Genomic DNA, 23,844 nt, shown 5'->3' with positions numbered 1-23,844 from the left:
TGATTATTTAGCACCGGCTGATTTACCAGACTTCCTGCGAATTTCTTCGCCAACAAACTTAATACCCTTACCCTTATACGGTTCAGGCTTACGGAAAGAACGGATTTTTGCGCAAACTAAACCAAGCAACTCCTTGTCACAAGATTCCAAAATAATCAGAGGATTTTTGTTTCTTTCAGACTTAGTCTCAACTTTCACCTCAGGAGGCAGCTGGATAAAGATACTATGAGTATAACCTAATGCCAGCTCGATGATGTTTCCCTGATTAGAAGCACGATAACCTACACCGACCAGTTCGAGTTCCTTCTTGTATCCTTCAGATACACCAACCACCATATTGTGAACCAATGCACGGTAAAGGCCATGGAACGCATGCTTCTGCTTGGGATTATCCAACATAGCTGATTCGTTTTCAGCCAACACGACATGACCGTCTTCGATAGAAACATTGATAGCAGGATTTACGTATTGGCTCATTTCACCTTTGGGCCCCTTCACGGTAACCACATTGTCGTTCAGAGTGACTGTCACTCCTGCGGGAATACTAATGGGTAATTTTCCTATTCTTGACATTGCTAATTCCTCCTATTAATATACATAACACAAAACTTCACCACCGATTTTCAGTTCAGCGGCCTCTTTGTTGGTCATTACACCTTTGGAAGTAGATATTATAGCAATACCCAAACCATTAATAACACGCGGCATGTCTTTATATCCGGTATATTTACGCATACCCGGAGAAGAAATTCTCTGCAACTTCTTGATAGCGTTTACCTTGTTTACCGGATCATACTTCAGGGCAACCTTGATTGTGCCTTGAGGACCATCTTCTACAAACTTATAATTAAGAATGTAGCCTTTCTCAAAAAGAATCTTGGTGATTTCTTTTTTCAAATTTGAAGCCGGAACGTCTACCACTCTATGCTTCGCTTGAATAGCGTTCCGCAACCTCGTCAAATAATCTGCTATTGGATCAGTCATATAAAATAAATTAAATTAATCAGGACTACCCTGACAATATTTAAAACTAATAATTACCAGCTTGCTTTCTTTACACCCGGGATAAGACCGTTAGAAGCCATCTCACGGAATTGGATTCTCGATATGCCGAACTGACGGATATATCCTTTGGGACGTCCCGTCAACTTGCAACGATTATGAAGACGAATCGGATTGGCATTCTTGGGCAGATCCTGCAACTTCTGTGCAGCTTCATAAGCTTCTGCGGGATCACCGGTTCTCACGATTTGCTTCAGAGCAGCTCTTTTTTCGGCATATCTGGCTACTAACTTGGCACGTCTAACCTCGCGTGCTTTCATTGATTCCTTTGCCATAATCTATCAATCTTTTTTTGCGTTCTTAAACGGTAAACCGAATTCTTTCAGCAGAGCATAACCTTCTTCGTCTGTTTGTGCAGAAGTCACGAAAGTGATGTTCATACCAAGAATACGGGTAATGCTGTCAATATTAATTTCGGGGAAAATAATCTGTTCCTGAATACCAAGCGTATAGTTACCTCTCCCATCAAATTTGCTTTCGATGCCCTTGAAGTCACGGATACGAGGAAGAGCTACACGAACAAGCTTCTCCAAGAATTCGTACATTCTCTCACGACGCAATGTCACCATCACCCCGATAGGCATTTTCTTACGCAACTTGAAGTTTGCGATATCTTTACGTGAAATCGTTGCCACAGCCTTTTGGCCTGTAATGGCAGTCATTTCATTAATTGCTACTTCGATAATCTTCTTGTCAGCCACAGCCATACCCAAGCCCTGATTGATAACAATCTTCTTGAGCACAGGAATCTGCATGGAAGAAGAATACTGGAACTGTGATTTCAATGCAGGTGCGATGCGCTCTGCATATTCTTTCTTAAGGCTAGCAGTATTACTCATTACTTAATCTCCTCTCCTGATTTTTTAGAATAACGCACTAAAGTGCCATCCGCACTCACTTTTCTACCAATACGAGTTGCCTTGCCAGTCTTCGGATCAACCGGGTTCAGGTTTGAAATATGAATAGAAGCTTCCTGCTTCACAATTCCACCTTGAGGATTCTTCGCACTCGGCTTCGTGCTCTTAGAAACCATGTTGACACCTTCAACGATAGCACGATTCTTCTTCACAAGAACCTTCAATACGCGACCGGTTTTACCCTTGTCTTCACCAGAGTTTACGTAAACCGTATCGCCTTTCTTAATATGTAATTTACTCATTACTTGAATCTTTTACAAAAAATTAAAGCACTTCAGGAGCGAGTGACACCACTTTCATGTTGGCGGCACGCAATTCACGGGCTACCGGCCCGAAAATACGGCTGCCCCTGATCTCGCCTGCATTGTTCAACAGCACACAAGCATTGTCATCAAAACGAATATAAGAACCGTCCTGACGGCGGATTTCTTTCTTCGTGCGTACAATCAAAGCCTTAGACACTGCACCTTTTTTAATATCACTTGAAGGAATAACGCTCTTGACGGATACGACAATCACGTCTCCTACAGAAGCGTAACGACGACCTGTACCGCCCAAAACGCGAATACAGAGAGCTTCCTTAGCTCCACTGTTGTCACATACTGTAAGTCTGGATTCTGCTTGTATCATAATTACTTCGCTTTTTCAACAATTTCTACTACTCTCCATCTCTTTGTCTTGCTCAAAGGACGGGTCTCCATAATGCGTACAGTATCACCGATATTGCACTCATTCTTTTCATCATGAGCATGGTATTTTTTCGTCTTGCTAACGAACTTACCATAAATGGGGTGTTTTTCCTTAAACTTGGCAGCAACTGTGATCGTTTTGTCCATCTTGTTGCTCAACACAATCCCGGTTCTTTCTTTTCTTAAATTTCTTGCTTCCATCAAACTCTTCATTTATTGTTAAGTTCTCTTTCGCGCAATACAGTCTTCATACGCGCAATTGTCCTGCGTAATTGTTTGATCTGAGCAGGATTATCCAAAGGAGAAATAGAATGGTTCAGCACCAACTGATTGTAGTTAGCTACTTCTGCCTCGATTCTTTCTACCAAATCCGCGGTAGACAATTCTTTAACTTCTGCTATCTTCATACTCTTTACGCATTTTGATTTTGAACATCATAATCACGTCTTACCACAAACTTCGTAGTGATGGGAAGCTTCTGTGCTGCCAGGCGCAAGGCCTCTTTCGCAATTTCGTAAGATACTCCTTCGGCCTCAATGATAATTCTACCCGGAGTAACAGGAGCCACAAATCCCTCAGGACTACCTTTACCTTTACCCATACGTACATCAGCAGGCTTTCTCGTGATAGGTTTGTCCGGGAAGATACGAATCCAAATCTGTCCTTGACGTTGCATATATCTCGTTACAGCAATACGCGCAGCCTCTATCTGGCGTCCTGTAATCCACTTCGTTTCCAAAGCTTTAATTCCAAAAGAGCCGAAAGCCAACTGGTTTCCTCTCTGAGCATTTCCTTTTTGGCGGCCCTTCTGCTGTCTTCTGAATTTTGTCTTTTTCGGTTGTAACATAATTCCTAAAAAATCAAATTCGTTTAGCGATTATTTTTCTTTCTTTTGAAGTTCCTTCCGCCATTGTTTCCGCTATTGCTTCCACGGCCACTTTCCTTGCTTTGCGTAAAGTTTGGAGCCAATTCTCTCTTTCCGTAAACTTCGCCTCTGCAAATCCAAACCTTAATACCGAGAAGACCGACTTTTGTCAATGCTTCAGTATGACAATAATCAATGTCTGCTCTGAAAGTGTGCAACGGAGTCCTTCCTTCCTTATACATTTCAGAACGAGCCATTTCAGCTCCATTCAAACGTCCTGAAATCAAAACTTTGATACCCTCAGCGCCCATACGCATCGTATTTGCGATAGCCATCTTGATAGCACGGCGATAAGCGATTTTTCCTTCAACCTGGCGAGCGATGTTGTTAGCCACGATAACGGCATCGAGTTCAGGTCTTTTCACTTCGAAGATGTTAATCTGAATGTCCTTATCGGTAACCTTCTTCAATTCCTCCTTCAGCTTATCAACTTCCTGGCCACCTTTTCCGATAATAATACCCGGACGTGCAGTACAAACGGTAATAGTCACAAGTTTCAGCGTGCGTTCAATAACAATTCTTGATACACTGGCTTTTGCAAGACGAGCATTCAAATATTTACGTATCTTGCTATCTTCCAGCAAAGAATCACCGTAATTCTCTCCACCATACCAATTGGAATCCCATCCTCTGATAATTCCCAAACGGTTGCTTATTGGATTAACTTTTTGTCCCATTTACCTTAATTTTGATCTTCGTTATTACTTTTAGAATCAACGAACAGTGTCACATGGTTTGAACGTTTGCGGATTCTGTAACCTCTACCCCGCGGAGCCGGACGCATTCTTTTCAGCGTAGCACCACCATCAACAAAAATCTTGGTTACGAACAATTCGCCATTCTCAGCCTTGCGTTCGTTTTTCTGCTCCCAGTTAGCTATTGCAGAGCGCAACAGTTTTTCTACTCTTGCTGCAGCCTCTTTTGAAGAGAACTTCAAGACGCCAAGCGCTCTGTTCACCTCCATCCCGCGAATCATGTCAGCCACGAGACGCATTTTACGGGGGGAAGTAGGAACATTTTGCAATTTTGCAAAATACATGGTCTTAAGGGCTTCTTTTCTTTTTTCAGCCGATATTTTTTTTCTTGCTCCCATTATATTATTACTTTTTTTATTTCAGTAGTAAAAAACCTGCTTTTATTTCTTCTTGTTACCGGCATGGCCTCTGAAGGTACGTGTGGGGGCAAACTCACCCAACTTATGACCTACCATGTTTTCAGTAACATATACAGGTATGAATTTATTTCCATTGTGAACTGCAACGGTATGGCCTACAAAATCAGGCGAAATCATTGAAGCTCTGGCCCAAGTCTTAACCACAACCTTCTTGCCGCTTTCGTTCATGGCAAGAATTTTCTTTTCCAGCTTAACGTTAATATACGGACCTTTTTTTAATGAACGACTCATAATATTCTCGATTAATCAGATTACTTCTTTCTTCTCTCAATAATATACTTAGACGATTGTTTCTTCGGAGCTCTTGTCTTAAGACCCTTAGCATACAATCCCTTGCGAGATCTCGGATGGCCACCGGAAGCACGTCCTTCACCACCACCCATCGGGTGATCAACCGGGTTCATTACGACGCCACGATTACGTGGACGACGACCCAACCAACGAGAGCGTCCGGCTTTACCGGAGCTTTCCAGACCGTGATCCGAGTTACCAACGCTACCGATAGTAGCCTTACAAGTACTAAGAATTTGGCGAACTTCACCTGAAGGCAATTTGATAACGCAATACTTGCCTTCTCTTGAAGTCAACTGAGCGAAATTACCAGCTGAACGAACCAGAGCGGCACCCTGACCCGGACGCAATTCAATATTGTGAATTACAGTACCAACTGGAATATTCTGAAGAGGAAGCGCATTTCCAATCTCTGGAGTCGCATTTTCACCTGACATCAAAGTCGCACCAACTTGCAATCCATTGGGAGCAATAATATATCTTTTTTCGCCGTCAGCGTAAAACAACAAAGCGATACGAGCCGAACGATTCGGATCGTATTCAATCGTCTTAACCACTGCAGGCACACCGTCTTTATTTCTCTTGAAGTCAACGATACGGATTACCTTCTTGTGACCGCCGCCGATGTAGCGCATCGTCATCTTACCTTCGTTGTTGCGACCACCTGAGGATTTCTTACCAAATACAAGAGACTTTTCTGGTACCCGTGCAGTAATTTCTTCGAAAGTACCAATAATTTTATGTCTTTGCCCCGGTGTAGTGGGCTTAAATTTACGTACTGCCATTTGTATTAAATATTGCTATAAAAATCAATAGTATCTCCTTCTTTCAACGTAACGATTGCCTTCTTATAAGCATTTGTCCGTCCGGTGATGAGACCAGCCTTCGTATAGCGGCTTTTGCTCTTGCCGGCATATTTTATGGTGTTCACATCAACCACTGTAACGTTGTAAAGGGCTTCAACTTCGTTCTTAATTTCCAATTTGTTAGCTTCAGGACGTACCACAAAACCAAAACGGTTGTTTTGTTTGTCAGTTATTGCAGTCATCTTCTCTGTCACCAACGGTTTAATAATAAATCCCATTATTTAAGCCTCCTTATTTTAAATTAAGATATTGTCGATAGCAGAAAGGGCACTTTCAGTAAGCACAAGAACCCCAGCGTCCAATACTCTGTAAGTATTTAACCCTGAGATTATCTGCACGTTAGCGTCTTTCACGTTACGAGCTGACAAATATACGTTTTTATTTGCTTCCGGTAATACTATAAGCGGCTTCTTGCCTGATATTTTAAGATTTTTTGTCATTTCGACAAAGTTCTTGGTCTTAGGAGCCTCAAAGGTGAAGTCTTCGACAACGATAATCGCATCGTTCTGAGCCTTGTATGCCAAAGCCGATTTACGAGCAAGAGCTTTCACCTTCTTATTCAACTTGAAGGAGTAATCACGAGGTTTAGGACCAAAAACGCGTCCGCCACCAACCAATACAGGCGAGTTCATGTCACCACGACGTGCACCGCCACCGTCTTTCTGACGGCCGATCTTACGAGTGGAACCGCTGATTTCACTTCTTTCCTTTGACTTATGAGTACCCTGACGCCGGTTAGCCATAAATTGCTTTACATCCAGGTAGATGGCATGGTCATTGGGCTCAATGCCGAAGATAGATTCGTTCAACGCAACCTTTCTTCCGGTGTCTTCACCTTTAATGTTAAATACGCTAACTTCCATTATTTTTCAATTATTACGATTGAACCTTTGTAACCGGGAATAGAACCCTTCACCAAAAGAAGGTTGTGCTCCGCGATTACCTTTAATACTTGCAGGTTTTGAACAGTCACTCTGTTAGCCCCCATCTGTCCGCCCATGCGCATGCCTTTGAAAACTTTTGCAGGGTAAGAACAAGCACCGATAGAACCCGGCTTGCGGGCACGATTGTGCTGACCGTGAGTAGTCTCACCTACACCACCAAAACCATGTCTCTTGACAACGCCCTGGAAACCCCTACCTTTGGATGTTCCGACAACGTCTACGAAGCCAGCGTCGTTGAACAATTCAACGGTAACTGTGTCACCGAGATTCAGCTCGGTTTCAAATTCTTTGAACTCAGCCAAGTGTTTCTTGGGTGTTACTCCCGCTTTCTTGAAGTGACCCATCAACGGCTTGGTAGTATGCTTTTCCTTCTTATCCTGGAAACCCAGCTGAACGGCAGCATAGCCATCTTTTTCTACGGTCTTCACTTGAGTAACAACACAAGGACCTGCTTCGATAACAGTGCATGGTACGTTTTTACCCTCGGCACTGAAAACGGATGTCATTCCGATTTTTTTTCCTAATAATCCTGGCATTTCACTAAATTTTTAATACACTTACACTTTGATTTCTACTTCCACACCACTCGGCAACTCCAGCTTCATCAGAGCATCAACAGTCTTCGCAGTAGAGCTATAGATGTCAATCAGTCTCTTGTAAGAAGAGAGTTGGAACTGTTCACGCGACTTCTTGTTTACGAAAGTCGAACGGTTCACAGTAAAGATACGCTTATGCGTAGGAAGAGGAATAGGGCCGCTGACGATGGCACCCGTCGTCTTCACTGTTCTTACAATCTTTTCAGCTGACTTGTCAACCAAGTTGTGGTCGTAAGATTTCAATTTGATTCTAATTTTCTGACTCATTTGTTTTATAATTAAACTTGTTATTAAATGGAGAAGCTCCGCAGGTTAAGAGTCATACGCTAACCTGCGGGCTTCAAGTTGTTTCAAAGCAATTCCGAATGGCCTTTCACTTCCTCAAGCACCGTCTTCGCAATAGAAGTAGATACCTGAGCGTGGTGGTCGTAAGTCATAGACGAAGTAGCACGACCCGAAGTGATGGTACGCAAAGCGGTTACATAGCCGAACATTTCTGCCAGCGGAACCATAGCCTTCACGATGCGGGCACCGGAGCGGCTGGATTCCATACCTTCCACCTGACCCCGACGCTTGTTCAAGTCGCCGATTACATCACCCATGTTTTCTTCCGGGGTTACAACTTCCAGCTTCATGATAGGCTCCATCAGTACGGGGCCTGCCTTGGAACAAGCGTTCCGGTAAGCCTGGATGGCGCAGATTTCAAATGACAATTGGTCTGAGTCAACCGGGTGGAACGAGCCATCGAGCAGCGTAACCTTCATGCTATCCATCGGGAAGCCGGCCAACACGCCATTTTTCATGGCTGTCTGGAAGCCTTTCTGTACAGACGGGATAAACTCCTTCGGAATGTTACCGCCGGTCACTTCGTTGATGAACTGCAATCCGCCTTCCTTAAAGTCTTCGTCCACCGGTCCGACATTCACGATGATGTCAGCGAACTTACCGCGACCGCCGGACTGCTTCTTGTAAACCTCGCGGAGGTTCACAGTCTTCGTGATGGCTTCCTTGTAATTAACCTGCGGCTTGCCCTGGTTGCATTCCACCTTGAACTCACGTTTCAGACGGTCGATGATAATATCCAGGTGAAGCTCACCCATACCGGAAATAACCGTCTGACCCGTCTGTTCATCGGTACGGACGGTAAAGGTCGGGTCTTCTTCAGCCAACTTGGCCAAGCCGTTGGACAGCTTGTCCATATCCTTCTGCGTCTTGGGCTCCACAGCGATACCGATCACCGGATCGGGGAAGTCCATAGACTCCAATACGATGGGAGCATCCTCGTCGCAGAGGGTATCACCCGTGTGAATATCCTTGAAACCTACCCCTGCGCCTATATCGCCGGCCGATACGATTTCTACAGGATTCTGCTTGTTGGAGTGCATCTGGAACAGGCGGGAAACACGTTCCTTCTTACCGGAACGGCTGTTGTAAATATACGAACCTGACTCTATCTTGCCCGAATATACGCGGAAGAACGTCAGACGACCGACATAGGGGTCGGTAGCGATCTTGAATGCCAAAGCAGAAGTCTTTTCATCCTCACTCGGCTTGCGGTCTTCTTCTTCACCCGTGTTCGGATTCGTTCCCACGATATTCGGCGTATCCAGCGGAGAAGGCAAGAATGCACACACATAGTCGAGCAGCGTTTGCACGCCTTTGTTCTTGAAAGAAGAACCGCACAACATCGGCACGATGTCCATCTTCAAAGTAGCCGCACGCAAACCACGGACGATTTCGTCTTCCGTTATAGTAGAAGGATCGTCGAAGTACTTCTCCATCAGAGTGTCGTCGTATTCGGCTACTGTTTCCAGCATCTTGCCGCGCCATTCTTCGGCTTCATCCTTCAGGTTGGCGGGAATTTCCTCTACGTCATAGTCGGCGCCCATTGTTTCGTCGTGCCACAGGACGGCCTTCATCTTAATCAGGTCGACCACACCCTTGAAGTTTTCTTCGGCACCGATGGGAATTACGACCGGACACGGATGGGCGCCCAATATTTCCTTCATCTGGCGAACCACTTCAAAGAAGTCGGCACCCGAACGGTCCATCTTGTTCACGTAACCGATGCGGGGAACGTTGTATTTGTCGGCCTGACGCCATACGGTCTCAGACTGCGGCTCCACGCCACCTACCGCACAGTAAGTGGCAACGGCACCGTCCAACACACGCAACGAACGCTCAACCTCAGCCGTAAAGTCTACGTGTCCCGGAGTGTCAATCAGGTTTATCTTATATGTATTGCCTGCATATTTCCAATGCGTAGTCGTGGCAGCAGACGTGATCGTAATACCACGCTCCTGCTCCTGCTCCATCCAGTCCATCGTAGCTGCACCATCGTGCACTTCACCAATCTTGTGAGTCAGGCCGGTATAGAACAGAATACGTTCTGAAGTTGTAGTTTTACCGGCATCAATGTGAGCCATGATGCCGATGTTACGCGTCAAATGTAAATCTTGCTTTGCCATTTTAATCCCTTTACTTTAAGTTTTTATCTAAAACAGGTACGCTTGCAGTATCAGAAACGGAAATGAGCGAACGCACGGTTGGCCTCAGCCATTCTGTGCATATCTTCCTTACGTTTGAACGCGCCGCCCTGTTCGTTGTAGGCATCCATAATTTCAGCCGCCAGCTTGTCAGCCATAGACTTACCACCACGTTTGCGAGCAAAGATAATCAAGTTCTTCATCGAAATGGACTCTTTACGGTCAGGACGAATTTCAGTCGGTACCTGGAAAGTAGCACCACCGACACGGCGGGATTTTACTTCGACTTGGGGAGTTACATTGTCCAACGCTTTTTTCCAAATCTCCAATGCAGACTTCTCTTCATTCTGCATTTTGTTCTTCACTGCATTCAGAGCGGCATAGAAAATCTCATAAGAAGTGTTTTTCTTTCCGTCGTACATCAAGTGGTTCACAAACTTGGACACTTTCACATCATTGAACACGGGATCCGGAAGGATAACGCGTTTTTTGGGTTTTGCTTTTCTCATTTTTTTCTTTAAATGAATAATGTTTTCGTTCTTGGTTGTTTACTTCTGTCTTCTTCAACCCACCCACCGGCGGATTTACTCAACCTGTAGCATCTATCCAAGCAAACTAAAACTAAATCTTTACTTTACTTAATTTTCTATCTTTACAGCTTATTTCTTTTTTGCGGGAGCTTGACCCGGTTTCGGACGCTTCGCGCCATACTTGGAACGTCTCTGAGTACGACCGGCCACACCGGCTGTATCCAACGTACCACGAACAATGTGATAACGCACACCCGGCAGGTCTTTCACACGACCGCCGCGTACCAGCACGATAGAGTGCTCCTGCAAGTTATGACCTTCACCCGGAATATAGGAGTTCACCTCCTTCCCGTTAGTCAAACGCACACGAGCTACCTTACGCATAGCTGAATTTGGTTTTTTCGGAGTGGTTGTGTACACTCTCACGCAAACGCCACGTCTTTGAGGACATGAATCCAAGGCAGGCGACTTGCTTTTGTCAACCAGCACCTGGCGTCCTTTTCTTACTAATTGCTGAATTGTAGGCATTTTAATTGTTTTTAGTTATTATATTATTGTATTTATTTTCAAGCACATACTTTTTCGGGCTGCAAAGATACGAATAATATTTGAATAACCAATGCACATCTGTATTTTTTTATTTTTCAGTCCGGTAGTCCGCCTATGACTCATTGCAGACTGTTTACATCATGCCTCCCCTTTCACGTTTGTCATCGGCAGAAAATCCGCCTCGTCCTTCACGCGGATCGGCCCGAAAGTCCGTTCATACTTCTCTATATTCTCTTCCAGCGCACGGAGCAAACGCCGGGCATGTTCAGGCGCAAGGATGATGCGCGACTGGACACGAGCCTTCGGCATGCCCGGCAGCATCTTGATGAAATCGAGAATAAATTCCGAACTGGAGTGGGTAATGACAGCCAGATTGGCATAGATTCCCTGGGCCACATCTTCCTTCAATTCAATCGGTATTTGCCCATTGTTGTTCATTTCCTGATTATCCATGACTTCTTGGTATTTTTAGGTTTAGGCCACAAAGTTAACGGTTTGTTCCAGATTTACCAAATCCGATCCATCAAGCATGAACCGGCCGGTCAGCCGAACACCGCCCCCGCATCCAAACAGGGGCAGGCCTTGGGCGAAGTGCCGGGCAGGTCGCGATGGCCGCAAACCACCGCCTGGGGAAAGAGGCGGCGCAGGCAGGCAAAGAGGTCGGTCAGGCGTGCGGTCTGTGCAGGCGTGCGGGTGTCGGCCGGACGGCCCTGAGCATCGAGCCCGCCCTCGTAGCAGATGCCGATGGAGCAACGGTTATAAGGACGACAGTGGGCCCCCACTTCGAGCAGGCCGCGATGCTGGGTCAGCATACCGTCGCGGCGAATGTAGAAGTGATAGCCCGCTGTGCGGAAGCCGCGCGCCCGGTGGTCGCGCAGGAGTTGTTCGGTCGTGTAGTTCTGCGTGCAGCGGGTGGCAGAACAGTGGAGGACGAGGTAGCGGACGCTGTCCGGTCCGCCCATCAGCTCGCCGTCCTCTATGCGGGCGAGGAGGGCGTATTCGCCCGGCACCTCCTCGCCGCAAACAGTCAGGGGATAACGGTCATCGGTCATGCCAGGAAAGGGATAAAGGGAGTACAACTGGTGATACCGAGCGCCGTCAGAGCAGCAATGGCCGCCTGGATGATAGCCTTCACAATGGAGGCCCAAGTGATTTTCGAAGGATTGGAAGTTGTGTTCATGTTGGTAAGGATTTAAATTGAAAAATGAATGATCAGTTAGGTTGAGGATGTGTCACAACCCTTTCGCAGACGCTCCAGAGCCGGCAATCCGACAGATTCAGAATCCGGGTCGGCCCGGTTCATCTGGAGTGAGTCATGACACATTCTTTTAGGGCGTAAGGCTATTACAGCGGACTGCCTCCATCGTCGTCTCTATCGCCCGAAGCGTCTTCCTCGTCGGCCGATACGACCGCACCATTATACTTCACGAGGCCGATTTTTTCGGGGATAAGGTCGTAGATGCGGCTGTTGTTCACCATCGTAAACGAAGGACGGAAGCCGGGGACAAGCGCTTTCACCAAGGCGGCGGTCGCATCTTTCTCGGCACTGACGCTCTTGCCGTTGACAAAACGCAGGTAAAGTTTGCCGAAGCCCAGCAGCTCGATGGCATAACCTTTCTTCAGGTTCTCGGCCACGTAATAGGCATAGCGGTCGAGCACGTTCTTCACGTCGCCGGGACTGGCGGTAGATTCGGTGGCAATCTGGCGGGCCACGTCGTCGGTAGTCAGTGTGCCATAGCACACGGGGGCTACGTTGTAGACGGTCTCACCCTTGCGGTCACCCAGCTGGATGACGCGCTTCATTACTTTGTAAGCAGTTGGCATAGTTTTTTCATTTTTAGCAGGTTAATACTCAAATAAATTCTCAGCGGTAAACGGAGAGGGCGCCTCTCCCCTTTTCCTGCTACAAAGTTAGTGCATGCGTCCGAGGCCATAGGCGATGCGAGGCGATAAGGGGTGGTAATGCGGCAATATTTATAAAAGAACTGAGAAATGAAACCGGAACTATTCAATGTAAGGCTTCCAATTCAAAACTTGTGCGTATATTTGCATCATAATCTATTGAGATATGGAAAATATTAGTGATTTTATTGTTAATATTGGGGGGACATCCGTAAATTTATTGTACGGCGACTGCAAAGAAAAGCTAAAGCAAATCCCGGACAATTCGATTGACTTGATTGTTACGTCCCCACCCTATGCAGACCAACGAAAAAACACATACGGAGGGATTCCTGTAACTAAATATGTCCAATGGTTTTTGCCTATTTCCAACGAATTAATGAGGGTGCTAAAGCCAAGCGGTACGTTCATCTTAAATATAAAAGAGAAAGTGGCAGACGGAGAACGAAGCACTTATGTGATAGAATTAATACTTGAGATGAGGAGGCAAGGCTGGTTATGGACGGAAGAGTTTATCTGGCATAAGAAAAATTGCTATCCGGGCAAATGGCCCAATCGCTTTAGGGACGCATGGGAAAGATTGCTTCAATTCAATAAGGAGAAGCACTTCAACATGTATCAAGAAGCCGTTATGGTACCGACCGGAGAATGGGCAAAGAGCCGGTTAAAGAACTTAAGCAATTCCGACAAATACAGATGCGATTCAAAAGTATTAAGCGGCTTCGGGAAAAATATATCGAATTGGGTTGGGCGAGAAATGGCATACCCGACTAATGTATTACACTTCGCAACAGAGTGCGGCAACAAAAGCCACAGCGCAGCGTTCCCGGAATATTTGCCCGAATGGTTTATCAAGCTATTCACGAAAGAAGGAGACAAAATATTAGATCCGTTCATGGGTAGCGGGACAACAAACCTAACCGCTTTAAAGTTAAAACGAGATAGCATAGGCATTGAAATCGTACCCGAATATTTCCAGCATGTCAAGTCTGTTTTAAACAACAAAGTATATGAACGAAGAATTAATAAGGCAGATCACCCGATACGTGGAAGAGAATATAGCCTCTTTTCATCAGGCGAGAATCAATAAACTGAAAACCCTGCGTCTTGATACGGTATTACAAAAGAAGAACCCATATCTATTTAAGGCGAAATATCTACTGACCGCCGAAGAGATTGTAAAAAGTCTGTCAGATGCTTTTATTTCATCTGCGGAAGAAACTATTTTCGGCGATTGGTTAGAGGGGCTTGCCCTATTTGTATGCTCAAAAGTCTACAATGGCAGGAAATCTACAACCAAAGGGGTAGATATGGAGTTCGACAAGGACGGCATCAGATACATTGTATCTATAAAATCCGGCCCGAATTGGGGAAACAGTTCCCAAATAAGTAAAATGAGAGAAGATTTTAAATCAGCGAAAAGAGTATTAAGAACAAGCAGGTCGAATATTCAAATAACGGCAGTCAACGGATGCTGTTACGGGAAAGACAAAAGCCCCGACAAGGGCGATTACTTTAAATACTGCGGGCAGAAATTCTGGGAATTCATTTCTGGAGAGCCTACACTCTATTCCGATATTTTAGAGCCGATCGCGACAGATGCAAGGAAGAAGAATGAAGACTTTAAAATGGAGTACACAAAAATGATAAACAAGTTGACCGGCGAATTTATCGAGAAGTATTGCAATCATGACGGTAGTATAAATTGGAACAGGATCATGTCAGTGAACTCTTCGCAAGATTAAAGTGTACAGTTCCGATTTATTCTATCAAAGCAGTGAACAACAAAAGAAAAGAGGCTGAATCAATCATCTTGAAACAGCCTCTTTTGCAAAGTTAAAACCACGTGTATCCCGCATATACGGTTTAAGAGAGAATTATTTTGTGATACACGAAGACAGTCCCGGACATTTCAGCAACGGCCGGTTCCCGCCTGTTTTCATTCCCGTCATTGCGGATCCATACGCCAGATACTTGGTGAATAAAGTCGTAGTACAGAACCGACTGCCGAGGAATTTGTCGCAGTTCCGTTGAAGGCATAGAACATCATACATTCGATCGGGTAAGTCCACATTCCGGCATCCTGCATATCAAAGAACGTAATACCCGACTCCGCGTCATAGCCAAGGGGGAACAGTACGTAAACCGTTGTCGACCAGGTATAGTAACCGCCTCCCAACACGGTGTTGTATATGTTATATCCTTGGTATGTTCCCATCGCTGCCCCATTGTACATTGTAAATCGGGCCTTTTCCGAATCAAAAGTAACCGGTATGGTCCAGTTATAAGCCGGAATACTCAGTTGTGTTTTGGAAAGGACCGCATTCAGACCCTGCAAATTGCCTCCGTCCGCTGAAGAATAGAATGTCAGGATACAAGGACCCGCAATATCCTTATCGAAGTCATACTGGGTCACTTTCAACGAGTCCGAGAACGTTTCCGACGAATATCGGAGGGTTCCTACACGGGCATGACCGCTCGTGTTCTCCTTAAAGTTCACGGTCAGATGCTCCCCGTCGGAAACCGCGCTGAACCAGTCGCCATCCGGCTCGAAAGTCAAAGGCACATTGGACGACATCTCGTAGGTCAACGAGTGCGCTTCGTCCGAAGAGGTCACGATCTCGCTGCCCGCACTCAACTGGAACATCAGTCCGAGCTGCTGCACCGTCACATACGCGGCATCCGAACCGCAGCGCAATACCAATTGCGAAGAACGCCCTTCCAAGTTGCCGTTTTCGGTTACGGACACATTCACGGTGTTTCCATTCACGGTAGCCGTACACCATTCACGGTCTGTTTCCACCGTAACCTGTCCGGCAGCATCGAATACGACCGTACCGCTTCCTGCTCCCGCCTGGAACAGTACGTTCGATTCTGTCACATGTATCAGGCTCTCGCCGTCTACTCCCCAATCCTCGTCCTCGGAACAGGCCGTGAAACCGGCCAGCAGGGAGGCAGCCAATAAATAAAATAAATATCTTTTCATAATCAGTCTGTTTTAGTCATAGTTTCCACATAGGGCAAACGGTTGGATCTTGTACCGGTGATATACCACGAAGAATTAGCGAACTGGCCTGCACTGCTGCCCCCGGATAATTGCCACATGATATACGAATTCACCGAATACCCCGTCCATGTTCCATAGTCTATCCATGTGTACACGGGATGCTGTTCATCCCCATTCCAGTCGGTGCGCATGCCGACTGCCGTATTCCACGTCAACTGGCCAGGACCGGCATCCCAGGCGCACAGCCAGATCTCATTCCCATTGGCATCGCCGATCTTTTGCGACAGCCATGACAAGCTGCCTGAAGAACGCAGATACTCCAATGTCACTGTGAATTGCGAGTTCAGTCCGCTCATGATGTAGGAAGCACCGTCACCGGCAGGAATCAGCGTCACGTTCACTTCTGTACCGCCATTGAAGGACAGTACATAGTTTCCGGCATATTCCGCATAGCCTCGCCATCCTTCGGGGAAGACCGCATTGAACACGGTGCCCGATCCTCCCTTGTCAGTCAAGGAGTTTGTCTCCGGGTCTACCATGAATTCCTCAAAGGTCACTCCCGCCACTTCTACGGGGCTGTACAGACGCAATCCATCGTCGGTCAACACATAAGACGCCATCACCGGGTCGCCGCCGGCCGGCACAAAAGAGAGCTGACGGTAATCCACGTCAATGGTTCCCGAAACCTGCGTGCCACCCACCGTTCCGCTAAATCCGCTCAGAACCATGCTTTCGATAAGTGTCTCTATCTTCGTAAGGTAAGATACCGCATCTCCCGTCATTTTACGCATATACATGATGTTGTTGGTCTTCTTTCCACGCAATGTCACCAAGTCGGGCGTCGCCTCCAGGACAACAAACTCAAATTCCCCTCCGAAAGCCTCATAGGCATCGGGACTGGGAGTGGAAAGGAAATGCAGAAACTCATTGTAAGTGTCAAAGCTCAATACGGGACCGTCATCGTCCGTCAACTTGTAGAGGCTTTCCAATTCTGTCTCATAGTCAGCGGCCAACTCTGAACTGGCATACACTTTTTCCTCGTCAAAACGGACAATAAACGCATATCCGCCATAACTTTGGTCCGACTCCGGGTACATCTCCAGCAGCCAGCCCTTTTCGGCGCCCGTCAGTATGTTCTTCACCTCCGAGAGATATTGTTGCAGACGTTCCGAAGGGTTCTTGTCGAACACCTCGTTATCATCCTTCAGGCACGACTGGAAGAATACCATCGAGCAGAGAAGCAGTATTCCCCCTAACGACCTATACAATTTATTTATCTTCATGTTTCCAGCCTCCATTATTTAAGGGTTAAATCGTTCAAATCTATTTTCCCGGCTTCTAAGTCGGCCGAGCGCCGCTGTATGCTGTCACGCAGCTTGTCCACGTCTATATTCCAGCTGTCTGCCATATATTGCTTCACCAACGTCAGTTTGGCATCTATCAAGGAAGCGCCTGCCGACCCCGCTTCGTTCATCCAGGCCTGCCACTGGGAAGCCGGATAACAAACGTACATGGAAAGCATCTCCGCAAAGTCCTCCGTGTATTCCATCTGGGCATAGGCACTGATAAACCCGCGGCTCAGGTAACCGGCATTGTAGGGCGATTCGCTCCATAGATCCGCCACATAGTCGCTGCCGGTAATGAACTGGTAGGCCGTCGGCATTTCCTTGGTCTGGTTCATAATGTGCGTGAACTCGTGGTGAATGGTTTTCAGATAGTAGTGGTTCAACGAAGCGATGCTGTTTTTGTACTGGTCCAGATAGTTGACACCGGACAGCAGCACCTTCTTGCCGCCTTCAGCCGTACCCAAAATAAAGGTTCCGTTATTACGGTATTCCCACTCGCCAATCAGGAAAAACTCCTTGGGGAAATAGGCGCGTGTGAAGTCGAATCCGGCCACTTCGTCGTAGGCCTCCACGCAGACATACTTCACGATGTGCGCCAGTTCCACAGCCTGCGCATAGTCTGCCGGCACGGTATAATAGTTGAGATCGGATTCTATTTCCTCATAGCGGTACTTGAACGTAATGTTGTACGGATTCACATAGTTTGCCTCTAACCAGCGGTCGAAATCATTTTTCACTTTCTCGCCCGTGGTAATGACACTTGTCGGGTTCAGGTCATCCTCCGAACAAGCGAGGAAAGACCCTGCAACCGCCAACAACAGGATATATAAAGCATATTGTTTTTTCATAATTCCCATCTATTTTGAAAGTTTACTTATTCGGATGATCAGTTTCTCGGATTGGGTTCATACCCTGCATCACGCACCTTTTGCGGGATCTGCATGGCGCGGCGCGGATCGTCCACCGTCAGTATATCGGTCTGCTTCTCCGGGTTTCCCGCAGCATTCAGCATGCGGCGACAAATCTCAATGCCGTAGCGCTTGACGTCGAACCAGCGCATGCCAAGATGCAAGGTCTCGATGCGTCTGAATCCCAGCACACACTGCAACATGCACTCCTGCACGCTTCCTTCGGCATCAATGTCGAACGCCGGATGCAGGTGCTTTTTCTGTGTGGACTCCAACGGCTCGGAATAGTCGATGCCGTTATAGAACGTGGTCACCAAATCGGGCGTCACCGTCACATTCGTTCTCATAATGTTGTGCATCCACAAATCCAAATCCTCGGCTGCTTCATTGTAACGCTTCAGCATCACTTTCGCCTCGGCCCTGTTCAACAGGCATTCATCCGTCGTGAGCGTGGGAAATACACAGTGACTATAGCCTATACCTGCCACAGCGTCCGTGTACTCGAAGAGGTAAGGAAGCCTCCAGAAAATCGCGCACGAGAGATTGGTGGCACTGTAGTGTTTCGCGGTCGAATAATAGCTTGCCGAATTGCCCCAGATATTGGGTGCCTCGGCATCTTCGTGTGAGGACAGATAGGGAACGTGGGTATAACGCTTCCACACGTAGTAGGGTCCAAATGCAAGTCCCATATCGGAATAACCGGTGGTCAGCAGCAGGTTGCAGTTCAGCGAAGCGTCGATATAATGCTGTGATACGGCCTCATAACTCTGTGTCATGGTTCCCATATAGGAGTAGTCGCGCAGCATGTTTCCCGGCGCACTGCCCAATACTTTGTCCGCATATTCTATCGCTTTCTCCCATTTCTCATAATACAGATAGAACCGGCATGCAAAAGCGTATGCGGCCGTCGGATTGAAATGATATTTGGGAACGGTCATGTAGGAATCTCCCACATCGGGCAAGGCCTCTTCCAAGTCTTGTTCCACCAACCGGTACACTTCGGCCACCGAGTTGCGCTCGTAGTGCACCATTACGGTCGTTTCCGGTTCGGTCATATAGGTGACACCGGGATCCTTATCGGCTGTGGCACTGTTGTAATGGCGTGCAAACACGTTCACCAACATGAAGTGGTTGTAGGCGCGGCATAGCAATGCCTCAGCCTTGGCCTGCCTTAGCTTATCGGTCGTGGGGCCGCCCATCTCCTCGATGGCCTGCAAGGCATGGTTGGCTGCGGCTATGGCCTGGTAAGAGGATTGCCAGAAACTTTCGGGTGATTCATTGTCGTCCTCGGTGACGTCCTGCCAGGCATACACCTGATCAAGGAAACGGTCAGTGTAGGGATTGGATTCTCCCGTGTCGTCCACATTGTCCGACATGAATTCCGTAAACATGTAGTATCCGTTTTCAGGATAGGCAGCCACGAGCAGGCTCGTGATTTTATCTTCCGTATCAATCTGTGCGCGATTGTCCGGCAGCGTGCTGAGGTAATCGTCGCAGGCTCCCAACACGCCCATAGCGGCGGTACAAGCCAAGATTGCGATATATCCATTGTATTTTTTCATCGTTCCTAATTTTATCAGATTCCTAATTTCAGTGTAAGCGTAAATTGACGCGGCAGGGGAGTTGCCACACCACCGGTATTGAAGAATTCCGGGTCTTGGCCGTTCAGCTTCTTGTCGGCATAGATCAAGAAGAGGTTGGCTGCCTGGAGCTTCAGTGACAGATTGCTGATTCGCAATGCCTGGGTGACGCTCTTCGGGAAGTCGTATGCAACGGATATTTCCTTCATACGGATGAAATCACCCTTCGCGATTCGTTCGGTAGAGTAGTTATAGGCATTGTAGGCATAGCTCAGATTCGAATCGTTTTTGTTCTGGCGCTGGCTGGCGATGACCGGTATGGTCGTGTACTTTTCGTCACCGGGAACCGTCCAACGGTTTTTGAACTCTTTCGGCGTAGAGGTAAGATCCGTATAAGAACTCCTGAACACCGGATCCAGACGGACTACATTTCCGAAAGAATAGGTAATGAATACATTCATCGAAATGCCTTTCCACTTGAAGAAGTTTCCGAAACTACCCACATCGGTCGGGTCGGCACTGCCCGAATATTCGAGGAACGAAAGCTTTTCCGGGTCGCTCGTCTGGAAATAGATACCTGTCGTGGTGACGTTGCCGTCCTGGTCGAGGAACGTGGGCAAGCCCTGTTCATTCAGCCCGCGGAACGGTATGGAGAAGATGCTTCGCACCGGATAACCTTCCATTGCAAAACCGGTGCCCGACACCAAGTCGATGACCCGTCGGTTGCTTTCCAAATCGGTCACTTTGTTGTGCACATGAGAATAAATGAAGTTGGTATTCCAGGTGAAGTCCTTGGTCTTGATATTGGTGGTAGACAGCGTCAGTTCCACACCGCTCGACTTCATGGATGCAATGTTTCCGTACTTCTGCACCTCGCCGCCCAGTCCTTGTGTGGTGGCGATACCTATCAGGTCATAATTGTTACGCTTATACCAGTCTCCCTCCAAATTGATGCGGTTGTTAAGGAAGCCTAAGCTCAATCCCACGTTGAATTCGTGCTTCTTCTCGTAAGTAAGGTCGTTGTTGGCCAGCTGCGAAATGTAGAGCCGGCTTTCTTTCACACCGGCAAACGGGCGCCAGGGATTGTCACTCGAAATCACCACATTGGAGTTTGTCACGTAGGAAGGTCCGCGATCGGCCGTCAGCGAATAGGAGAGCTTCAACGAGGCATGGCTGAAGGCAGGCATCACCGGCTTGAACCATTCCTCCTCGTGGATATTCCAGGCGCCGGACACGTTCCAGGTGGGCAGCCAGCGTGCCGAACGGCTTTTTCCGAGCTTGTTGGTTCCTTCGTATCTCAACGTTCCGTTCAGCGTATATTTCCCCTGATACGAATAGGTGGCGTTGGCGAAGAAAGCCACGCTGCGTTCGTGTGTGTTGGTCAGCGTATAATAGTCGGTATTGTCCTCAAGTCCTTTCTTGAATGCCTGGTAGGCATAACTGGGAATTTCGCCCATGCTGTATTGCATGCCCCAACCGCGGAACCAGTTGGAATGACGGTCTATCAGATTGGTTTCCATACCGGCGTAGAAGTTGGCGATATGGTCTTCGTTGAACACATCGTTGTAGCTCAACGTAGCTCGGAAGTCCTTGCCGATCATGCTGTTGTTGGTACGCTCGTAGATACCGCCATTCGGCAGAATACTGATGGGCAGTGCGTAAATATCGTCGGGGTCGGTGTAGAGTAGCGGATTTCTGTCGCGGATCGTCGACGTACCCATCTCACGGTAGGCAAGCGCCTGGTTGGAATCATCCAAGATATAGTGCTCCTGCGACGTGGAAGAATATTTCACTGCTCCCAAGATGCCCAATTCCAACTGCCGGATGGGCTTGTATTTCAATTCGCCCTGTATGCGCAAATCGAAAATGTCATAGTCCATGTAGTTGTTGTCCAGTTCATGGAAGATGTTGAACGGGGCATAGTTGCGGGTATAGAACGTATTGGCTTCCAATGCCCTGGAGGTATTCATGGCATAGGAATAAGGGTTAATATCAAAATCACGCTTCACCTCGCCGCTTACGGCATCAATATCGCTGCTCAGGGTGCCGGGCGCTTTCTGCTTACGGTAGCTGGCGTTGCTGATCAGCGAAGCGGTGAGTTTCTTCGAAAGGTTGAAGCTGGAGTTCAGGTTGGCTGTATAGCGCTCCACCTTGCTCGCCTTCGTCCATCCGGGGTCTGCCATAGCACTGAGTGAGGCATAGAACTGTGCCTTGTCCGTACCCGACGAGAGGCTGACCGAATGGTTGTGCTGTACTGCGTTGGAGAAAAGCATGTCGAACCAGTCCGTATTGCGGTATTCGGCCGCACGCAGATAAGCCGCCTTCGCCTCGTCGGTATTGGCCAGTCCGAATTGTCCGGTCACGGGGTCGTAGGTGCTGATCAGTTCATACATCTTTCCATAGATACCGCTGTCGGCGGCATTGGATACGGTGGCATAGTTCAAGTAACCTTTCTGCTGCAATTCCTGATAAACGGACATCTGGTCTTGCGAATTCATGATGTTGAACTGGCGGTAATTGGGCTTCAGTCTCATCGTGTATTCGCCGGTATAGCTGATGCGGCTCTGTCCGCTCTTACCTTTCTTGGTGGTGACTACGATCACACCCGCCATAGCACGCGCTCCGTAGATGGAAGTGGCGGAACCGTCTTTCAGAATCTGGAAACTCTCAATATCATCCGAGTTCAGTCCGGCGATGGCCGAAGAAATCAGCGTATTCGGGTCACCGGAAGAAAGTTCGTCGGCACTGACATCGACTACATCGTCCATAATGACACCGTCCACTACCCACAACGGCTTGGAACTGCCGTAGATAGACGTGGCGCCACGCACGCGGATCTTCGGTGCGGTACCGAACGTACCGGATACGTTCTGCACGGAAACACCGGCGGCACGACCTTCGAGCGAACGGCTGATGTCGGCCATACCGTCCAATTTTACATCATCGCTGTTCAGCCTCGTGGCTGCACCGGTAAACAATCGCTTGTCCATCTTCTGCATACCGGTCACAACGACTTCGTCGAGCAATTCACTGTCGCTTTTCAACACGATTTTCAGGGGCTTGCCCGTGATGCCCACTTCCTGTGCCTGCATGCCGACAAAAGAAATCACAAGGGTCTTGGCCGACGCGGGCACGTTGCGCAAGGTGAAGTTGCCATCCACATCGGTGATGACACCCATCTTTGTTCCTTTTACCTGCACGGATGCTCCGATGACCGGCATGCCATCCTCTTCGGCAGTTACGGTTCCTGTCACTTGCCGGTTTTGGGCTACGGCAAGACCTGTCAGGAAGCATAAACAGATTAACATAAAGATTAACCTTCTTTTCATAAACATCATTTTTTAGATTAATTTAATTACCTGTCTCTTATAAAGTGATGCAAATGTAGTAAGACTATCTGAATAACAAATAAAAAATTAGAAAAAAATCATTTTATGCTAAAAAAAACTATCAAATTCGCATCAAATGCCCATTTGGGCAGAGCAAATCGGAATTATTCTTGCGGCAGCGGCCGCCGGCGGAGGCAGTCGTCCGTCCGCCTTTCTTCCGTCCCGACACCGCACTTCCTGACGCAGCCACGCAGCACTGTCTGAGGTCGTCACGAAGCACGGCATGACCGGCCGAGGAAGCACTGCGTCAGGGGGTGAGGAAGCACTGCGTCAGGGTTCGCCCAAGTACTCCATGATGAGCCGGGCCTCGCGGACGGTGAGGTTGCGGCGCTTGTCGAAGGGAGTGCCGCCCCGCGTCAGCTCGGCATAGAGCGGACGGCAGCGGTGAATCCAGGAAGTGAGACGACGGACGGCCTGTTCGGGATCGGCATCGGGAAAATAAAGGCAGGCTAAGGAACGACGGGTGTAAGTAACGGTTTTCATAATTAGGAAACAAAGATTGAAAACAATAATTATCATCGCAAAAAAAAAACATTTTTAGTCCTGTCAACAATATCGGCTCATTCTCAGCAAGTTACTGCGACAGTGACAGGACTGTGCAAACTTTTATGGAATAAAACAAAAAATAGGCTGCCTTTAAAGGCAAGGTATTTTTTGTTTTTTCACGGAAATGTTTACCAAAG

Annotated in this window: 32 protein-coding genes; 2 read left to right on the top strand and 30 right to left on the bottom strand. The window is 47.6% G+C overall.

Annotated elements, in window-relative coordinates:
- Window positions 1–3: 3 nt before the first annotated feature.
- The 24 genes from rplF to Q0Z70_RS08165 all read right to left on the bottom strand — a co-directional run bounded on the left by rplF (window position 4) and on the right by Q0Z70_RS08165 (window position 12,853).
- Entirely contained in the window at window positions 4–573 is a 570-nt protein-coding gene (gene rplF / locus Q0Z70_RS08280) for a 50S ribosomal protein L6 (RefSeq protein ID WP_298073623.1), read from the bottom strand.
- 15 nt (window positions 574–588) lie between these two features.
- Window positions 589–984 (bottom strand): 30S ribosomal protein S8, encoded by a 396-nt coding sequence (gene rpsH / locus Q0Z70_RS08275; protein ID WP_298073622.1) that lies wholly within the window; start codon window positions 982–984, stop codon window positions 589–591.
- 53 nt (window positions 985–1,037) lie between these two features.
- Window positions 1,038–1,337: a 30S ribosomal protein S14 gene (gene rpsN, locus Q0Z70_RS08270; protein WP_298073621.1), complete on the bottom strand. Its 300-nt coding sequence runs from the start codon at window positions 1,335–1,337 to the stop codon at window positions 1,038–1,040.
- A 6-nt stretch (window positions 1,338–1,343) separates the two neighbouring features.
- Entirely contained in the window at window positions 1,344–1,901 is a 558-nt protein-coding gene (gene rplE, locus Q0Z70_RS08265; protein ID WP_298073620.1) for a 50S ribosomal protein L5, read from the bottom strand.
- Entirely contained in the window at window positions 1,901–2,221 is a 321-nt protein-coding gene (rplX, locus tag Q0Z70_RS08260; protein WP_298073619.1) for a 50S ribosomal protein L24, read from the bottom strand. Before rplX ends, rplE begins: the two co-directional genes overlap by 1 nt.
- A gap of 22 nt (window positions 2,222–2,243) precedes the next feature.
- The gene (gene rplN, locus Q0Z70_RS08255; protein ID WP_075317975.1) at window positions 2,244–2,609 is read right to left on the bottom strand and encodes a 50S ribosomal protein L14; all 366 of its coding nucleotides are present in this window, start codon (window positions 2,607–2,609) and stop codon (window positions 2,244–2,246) included.
- Window positions 2,610–2,611: 2 nt separating this feature from the next.
- The gene (rpsQ, locus tag Q0Z70_RS08250; RefSeq protein ID WP_298073618.1) at window positions 2,612–2,881 is read right to left on the bottom strand and encodes a 30S ribosomal protein S17; all 270 of its coding nucleotides are present in this window, start codon (window positions 2,879–2,881) and stop codon (window positions 2,612–2,614) included.
- Window positions 2,878–3,075 carry a 50S ribosomal protein L29 gene (gene rpmC / locus Q0Z70_RS08245; protein ID WP_298073617.1) on the bottom strand — a complete coding sequence of 66 codons (198 nt, stop codon included), beginning with the start codon at window positions 3,073–3,075 and terminating at the stop codon, window positions 2,878–2,880. The genes rpsQ and rpmC overlap by 4 nt, the downstream gene beginning before the upstream one ends.
- 5 nt (window positions 3,076–3,080) lie before the next feature.
- Window positions 3,081–3,515 carry a 50S ribosomal protein L16 gene (rplP, locus tag Q0Z70_RS08240; RefSeq protein WP_298073616.1) on the bottom strand — a complete coding sequence of 145 codons (435 nt, stop codon included), beginning with the start codon at window positions 3,513–3,515 and terminating at the stop codon, window positions 3,081–3,083.
- 23 nt (window positions 3,516–3,538) lie between these two features.
- A complete protein-coding gene (rpsC, locus tag Q0Z70_RS08235; protein WP_298073615.1) occupies window positions 3,539–4,270 on the bottom strand; it encodes a 30S ribosomal protein S3 in 732 nt (243 codons plus the stop codon).
- A gap of 5 nt (window positions 4,271–4,275) precedes the next feature.
- Entirely contained in the window at window positions 4,276–4,686 is a 411-nt protein-coding gene (rplV, locus tag Q0Z70_RS08230; protein ID WP_298073614.1) for a 50S ribosomal protein L22, read from the bottom strand.
- Between the two features lie 42 nt (window positions 4,687–4,728).
- On the bottom strand, window positions 4,729–4,998 hold the full coding sequence (rpsS, locus tag Q0Z70_RS08225) for a 30S ribosomal protein S19 (RefSeq protein WP_249053856.1): 270 nt from the start codon (window positions 4,996–4,998) through the stop codon (window positions 4,729–4,731).
- 20 nt (window positions 4,999–5,018) lie between these two features.
- Entirely contained in the window at window positions 5,019–5,843 is an 825-nt protein-coding gene (gene rplB, locus Q0Z70_RS08220; protein ID WP_298073613.1) for a 50S ribosomal protein L2, read from the bottom strand.
- 5 nt (window positions 5,844–5,848) lie between these two features.
- Complete coding sequence (gene rplW / locus Q0Z70_RS08215; protein WP_298073612.1) at window positions 5,849–6,142, bottom strand: 50S ribosomal protein L23; 294 nt, start codon at window positions 6,140–6,142, stop codon at window positions 5,849–5,851.
- 18 nt (window positions 6,143–6,160) lie between these two features.
- A complete protein-coding gene (gene rplD, locus Q0Z70_RS08210) occupies window positions 6,161–6,787 on the bottom strand; it encodes a 50S ribosomal protein L4 (protein ID WP_298073611.1) in 627 nt (208 codons plus the stop codon).
- The gene (gene rplC / locus Q0Z70_RS08205) at window positions 6,787–7,404 is read right to left on the bottom strand and encodes a 50S ribosomal protein L3 (protein WP_298073610.1); all 618 of its coding nucleotides are present in this window, start codon (window positions 7,402–7,404) and stop codon (window positions 6,787–6,789) included. Before rplC ends, rplD begins: the two co-directional genes overlap by 1 nt.
- A 21-nt stretch (window positions 7,405–7,425) precedes the next feature.
- On the bottom strand, window positions 7,426–7,731 hold the full coding sequence (rpsJ, locus tag Q0Z70_RS08200) for a 30S ribosomal protein S10 (RefSeq protein WP_298073609.1): 306 nt from the start codon (window positions 7,729–7,731) through the stop codon (window positions 7,426–7,428).
- Between the two features lie 83 nt (window positions 7,732–7,814).
- Complete coding sequence (fusA, locus tag Q0Z70_RS08195) at window positions 7,815–9,932, bottom strand: elongation factor G (RefSeq protein ID WP_298073608.1); 2,118 nt, start codon at window positions 9,930–9,932, stop codon at window positions 7,815–7,817.
- Between the two features lie 50 nt (window positions 9,933–9,982).
- Window positions 9,983–10,459 (bottom strand): 30S ribosomal protein S7, encoded by a 477-nt coding sequence (rpsG, locus tag Q0Z70_RS08190; protein ID WP_298073607.1) that lies wholly within the window; start codon window positions 10,457–10,459, stop codon window positions 9,983–9,985.
- Window positions 10,460–10,609: 150 nt separating this feature from the next.
- A complete protein-coding gene (gene rpsL / locus Q0Z70_RS08185) occupies window positions 10,610–11,008 on the bottom strand; it encodes a 30S ribosomal protein S12 (RefSeq protein ID WP_298073606.1) in 399 nt (132 codons plus the stop codon).
- Between the two features lie 159 nt (window positions 11,009–11,167).
- Window positions 11,168–11,482: a DUF3467 domain-containing protein gene (locus Q0Z70_RS08180; protein WP_298073605.1), complete on the bottom strand. Its 315-nt coding sequence runs from the start codon at window positions 11,480–11,482 to the stop codon at window positions 11,168–11,170.
- 89 nt (window positions 11,483–11,571) lie between these two features.
- Complete coding sequence (locus Q0Z70_RS08175; protein WP_298073604.1) at window positions 11,572–12,081, bottom strand: N-acetylmuramoyl-L-alanine amidase; 510 nt, start codon at window positions 12,079–12,081, stop codon at window positions 11,572–11,574.
- Window positions 12,078–12,209 carry a smalltalk protein gene (locus Q0Z70_RS08170; RefSeq protein ID WP_298073603.1) on the bottom strand — a complete coding sequence of 44 codons (132 nt, stop codon included), beginning with the start codon at window positions 12,207–12,209 and terminating at the stop codon, window positions 12,078–12,080. Before Q0Z70_RS08170 ends, Q0Z70_RS08175 begins: the two co-directional genes overlap by 4 nt.
- Before the next feature lie 164 nt (window positions 12,210–12,373).
- Window positions 12,374–12,853 (bottom strand): HU family DNA-binding protein, encoded by a 480-nt coding sequence (locus Q0Z70_RS08165; RefSeq protein WP_298073602.1) that lies wholly within the window; start codon window positions 12,851–12,853, stop codon window positions 12,374–12,376.
- A gap of 244 nt (window positions 12,854–13,097) precedes the next feature.
- On the opposite strand from Q0Z70_RS08165, the gene Q0Z70_RS08160 reads away from it, so the two are divergent.
- Together Q0Z70_RS08160 and Q0Z70_RS08155 are read left to right on the top strand one after the other, a co-directional pair.
- The gene (locus tag Q0Z70_RS08160; protein WP_298073601.1) at window positions 13,098–14,021 is read left to right on the top strand and encodes a site-specific DNA-methyltransferase; all 924 of its coding nucleotides are present in this window, start codon (window positions 13,098–13,100) and stop codon (window positions 14,019–14,021) included.
- Window positions 13,942–14,676, top strand: a complete 735-nt coding sequence (locus Q0Z70_RS08155; RefSeq protein WP_298073600.1) for a PmeII family type II restriction endonuclease — start codon at window positions 13,942–13,944, stop codon at window positions 14,674–14,676. The genes Q0Z70_RS08160 and Q0Z70_RS08155 overlap by 80 nt, the downstream gene beginning before the upstream one ends.
- A 203-nt stretch (window positions 14,677–14,879) precedes the next feature.
- Here Q0Z70_RS08155 and Q0Z70_RS08150 read toward each other — a convergent pair whose 3' ends face one another.
- The 6 genes from Q0Z70_RS08150 to Q0Z70_RS08125 form a co-directional block, all read right to left on the bottom strand.
- Entirely contained in the window at window positions 14,880–15,917 is a 1,038-nt protein-coding gene (locus Q0Z70_RS08150) for a BACON domain-containing carbohydrate-binding protein (RefSeq protein ID WP_298073599.1), read from the bottom strand.
- Between the two features lie 2 nt (window positions 15,918–15,919).
- Window positions 15,920–17,221 carry a DUF4302 domain-containing protein gene (locus Q0Z70_RS08145; protein WP_298073598.1) on the bottom strand — a complete coding sequence of 434 codons (1,302 nt, stop codon included), beginning with the start codon at window positions 17,219–17,221 and terminating at the stop codon, window positions 15,920–15,922.
- Window positions 17,222–17,235: 14 nt separating this feature from the next.
- Window positions 17,236–18,132, bottom strand: a complete 897-nt coding sequence (locus Q0Z70_RS08140; RefSeq protein WP_298073597.1) for a putative zinc-binding metallopeptidase — start codon at window positions 18,130–18,132, stop codon at window positions 17,236–17,238.
- 38 nt (window positions 18,133–18,170) lie between these two features.
- Entirely contained in the window at window positions 18,171–19,754 is a 1,584-nt protein-coding gene (locus Q0Z70_RS08135; protein WP_298073596.1) for a RagB/SusD family nutrient uptake outer membrane protein, read from the bottom strand.
- A 14-nt stretch (window positions 19,755–19,768) separates the two neighbouring features.
- Window positions 19,769–23,101, bottom strand: coding sequence for a SusC/RagA family TonB-linked outer membrane protein (locus Q0Z70_RS08130; RefSeq protein ID WP_298073595.1), 3,333 nt, complete (start codon window positions 23,099–23,101; stop codon window positions 19,769–19,771).
- A gap of 330 nt (window positions 23,102–23,431) precedes the next feature.
- Window positions 23,432–23,644, bottom strand: coding sequence for a DUF4248 domain-containing protein (locus Q0Z70_RS08125; RefSeq protein ID WP_298073594.1), 213 nt, complete (start codon window positions 23,642–23,644; stop codon window positions 23,432–23,434).
- Window positions 23,645–23,844 lie beyond the last annotated feature (200 nt).

It is taken from the genome of uncultured Bacteroides sp. (assembly GCF_947632445.1).
Taxonomy (GTDB): domain Bacteria; phylum Bacteroidota; class Bacteroidia; order Bacteroidales; family Bacteroidaceae; genus Bacteroides.
This window is presented reverse-complemented; position numbering and strand designations above follow the sequence as displayed.